Here is a 3,058-nt window from a genome sequence, read left to right on the forward strand (position 1 = left end):
CCGACACCGTCCACGCCCACCCGACGCTGAACAAGGTGATGCTGTCGGCGTTCCGCGACGTGCCAGCCGAGTAACGGAGGCGGACTGCTGACTCTGTCAGCCCATCCGAGAGGGTATCCGAGTTTCAGGCCGAAAACCTCGCCCTGTGGGGAGAGGACGTGAATCCCGTGATGCGGTACTCACACGATTCCGAGTCCGCTCGTCACCAACCGGACGCCGACGACGGTCAACAGCCCGAGGACGACGGCCCGGCGAGCCCCCTCGCTCACGGTCGTCCGGAGCCGCTTGCCGACCGCGACGCCGGCCACCGCCGGGACGGCGGCGACGACCGAGGCCCCGACGACGGCGAGACTGGGGTAGAGCCCGAGTGCGCCCGCGATGCCGACCCGGATTCCGTTCAGGCCGAGGAAGACGAGCGCGACGACGCCGACGAACAGGCCGTGCGAGAGGTCGAAACTCCGGAGGTAGGCGATGAGCTGGACGCCGACGTTGGTGCCGCCAAACAGGAGTCCGGAGATAGCGCCGATACCGACCATCCCGACGCTCGACCGTCCGAGTTCGGCCCCACCAATCGCGTCGAGACCCGGTAGCGGGACGACCCGCTGGGCGCTCGCCACGAATCCCAGCGTCAGGACGCCGAGTCCGACCCGGAGCGGCGCCTCCGGCAGGCTGTCGAGTACCGCCATCCCGACGACCGTTCCCACGAGAGCGGCGCCGATGAGCGGCGCGAACTGCTGGCTGCAGGTCCGTAGTTCCTCACGTGTGAGGTCACGCACCAGCGAGACGTTCACGGCGAGGATCGGGACGATCATGAACACGACCGCCGTCGCGGGCTCGACGACCGTCGCCAGCACCATCGTCCCGACGACGGCGAAGCCGAACCCGGCGAGCCCATTCGTCGCGCCGGCAACAAGCACGACCAGCGTCACGATCGCAATCAGCGTCGGCGTGAGCGCCGCGGTCATCGGGCGGGGCCCCGCCCGGGAGAGGGGTCGGCCACCTCGTAGTGCCGGAGTGTCCCGCACATACGCGATTCGTCCGCCCCCCGGAACATAGGGGTGCCGACGAACTCGCCGCCCTCGAACGGAAGATCGGCGGCGGCGATGTAGTCTCCCGCGGGAAAGCCAGAAGTGACTCGCTTCGAGGTCGATCCAGCTCAAGAGCGGAGTCACCCACGACCGCCAGCCAGTGCAGTTGCCTCGGGAAGCCGTCTGAGCCACAACATCGCGACCGTCCCGACGAACGGTCCGACAACCAGTGGCGAAAACGCCCACTGCCAGCCGACGGCACCGGCGATAACCGGGGTGACCTGGATCGACCCCACCGTGAGGAGAAAGCCGACGGCAGTCTGCAGCGTCAGAGCGGATCCGACGTAACTGTCCTCGGCGAGTTCAGAGACGGCTGCCGAGAACTGCGCGGAGTCGGCGACGATAACGAACCCCCAGATCAACAGGAACGGAACGAGGACGAGCAGCGGACCACCAAACACGAAGCCGGCACCGATACAGGCAGTTCCGCTGATAATCATACTTCCGCTCGTGACGGTTGTCCGTCCGATACGGTCAGCGAACCCACCGGCGACGATGGCACCGATACCTCCTACCGCAATGGTTCCGAATGCGAGCAGCGCAGCGAGTGTCGGTGCCGGATCACCGCTGGCAGCGAAACTCGCAGTCAAGTATACGGGAATCCACGCCCAGACGGCGTACAATTCCCACATGTGGCCGAAATATCCGAGATTGGCGAGCATCGTCCCGCGGTCACCGAGCATCCGCCGAACGGCTCCGGGATCGAATGGGGCTGCCGGGGCCTGGTGAGGGCCCGGGCGTACGAAGAGAACGAGCACACCACTGACTGCTGCGAGGCCAGCTGCGCCCAGCAAGACGAGCCGCGGACGGCCGACGCCACCGATCGCCCGAAGCAGATGCGGCATTGCCGATCCGATTGTAAGTGCACCGACAAGCGTGCCGATAGCGAGACCGCGCCCTTCTCGAAACCAGCCAGCCATGATTTTCATGCCTGTCGGGTACACCCCGGCCAGTGCGACACCGGTGAGAAACCGTAACAAGACGGCCGGGAGGAACGACGACACGACAAGGGCAATCAGTGCAGTTGCTCCCGCACCGATGGCGGCCGAGACGGCAAATAGGTACCGGGGCGGAATCGTATCCGCGAGGGTGAGCGTCGCAGAGAGAACGGCGCCGACGACGAATCCGAGTTGCACCGCGTTCGTCAACCAAGCCGTCTCGGCACTCGTAAGATTCCAGAGCGCCGCGAGTTCCGGCCCGACCGCTGAAGCACTGAACCAGAGCGTCATCGCCAACAGTTCGGCAACAGCAAGAACGAGGAGGACACGGTAGCGACTCGTTTTCGTCTGTTCCTGTTTCATATTTGACCTCGAATTGTCAATTTTTTCTGCGACTCCCTATCCATCACACTGGTGTACTCATCAAACTGGGCAAAAACTCACGAGGGGATTCGTGTGTATTGCACACCGCAGCGCGTATTATATATATCAGAACACACCTGCACCCACGCTGAGAAAATGACTGCGGAACGGGACATCCTCGGCGATTAGTATACGATAAGAGATTGCAACAGTATCGAGACTCACTATCGCACCCCTCTTCTCACATTTTCCAGTCGATACCGGTGTGCTAGACGGTCGTGCGACCACGGGACCGCCGGCCCCTACGGTTGTATGTCCTGGAGCCGAACCAACCCCATGGGCCGCAACATGCTCGTCGACGGGGAGTGGCGGACCGACGTGGAGTCGACGACCGACGAGGACGGTGCTTTCGACCGGGCCAAGACGACGTTCCGCGACCACATCAGCGACGACCCGGACGCCCGGTTCCAGCCCGAGCCCGGCCGGTACCATCTCTACATCGCCCGGAACTGTCCCTGGGCGCACGGGGCCGCGCTGACGCGACAACTACTGGGCCTGAGCGACATCGTCTCGATGGACATCGTCGACCCCGTCCGCAGGGACGAGGGGTGGCGATTCACCCCGGAGAAGGACGGCTGTATGCCCGACACGGTACACGGGAGCGACTAC

2 protein-coding genes and 1 pseudogene are annotated in these 3,058 nt (G+C 64.4%); 1 reads left to right on the top strand and 2 read right to left on the bottom strand.

From position 1 onward, the window contains the following. Positions 1-179 precede the first annotated feature (179 nt). Together ACI944_RS13690 and ACI944_RS13695 are read right to left on the bottom strand one after the other, a co-directional pair. Positions 180-965 carry a TSUP family transporter gene (locus ACI944_RS13690; RefSeq protein ID WP_411719582.1) on the bottom strand — a complete coding sequence of 262 codons (786 nt, stop codon included), beginning with the start codon at positions 963-965 and terminating at the stop codon, positions 180-182. Positions 966-1,168: 203 nt separating this feature from the next. After that, the gene (locus ACI944_RS13695) at positions 1,169-2,389 is read right to left on the bottom strand and encodes an MFS transporter (protein ID WP_411719583.1); all 1,221 of its coding nucleotides are present in this window, start codon (positions 2,387-2,389) and stop codon (positions 1,169-1,171) included. A gap of 336 nt (positions 2,390-2,725) precedes the next feature. On the opposite strand from ACI944_RS13695, the pseudogene ACI944_RS13700 reads away from it, so the two are divergent. After that, positions 2,726-3,058 (top strand): annotated as a pseudogene (locus ACI944_RS13700) (glutathione S-transferase family protein); the annotation flags it as partial.

The organism is Natronomonas sp., from assembly GCF_046710025.1.
GTDB lineage: Archaea > Halobacteriota > Halobacteria > Halobacteriales > Haloarculaceae > Natronomonas.

What these genes read in the sequence shown, in the direction of transcription:
- ACI944_RS13695 (WP_411719583.1), bottom strand. Translation starts at nt 2,389, where the DNA reads ATGAAACAGGAACAGACGAAAACGAGTCGCTACCGTGTCCTCCTCGTT.
- ACI944_RS13690 (WP_411719582.1), bottom strand. Translation starts at nt 965, where the DNA reads ATGACCGCGGCGCTCACGCCGACGCTGATTGCGATCGTGACGCTGGTC.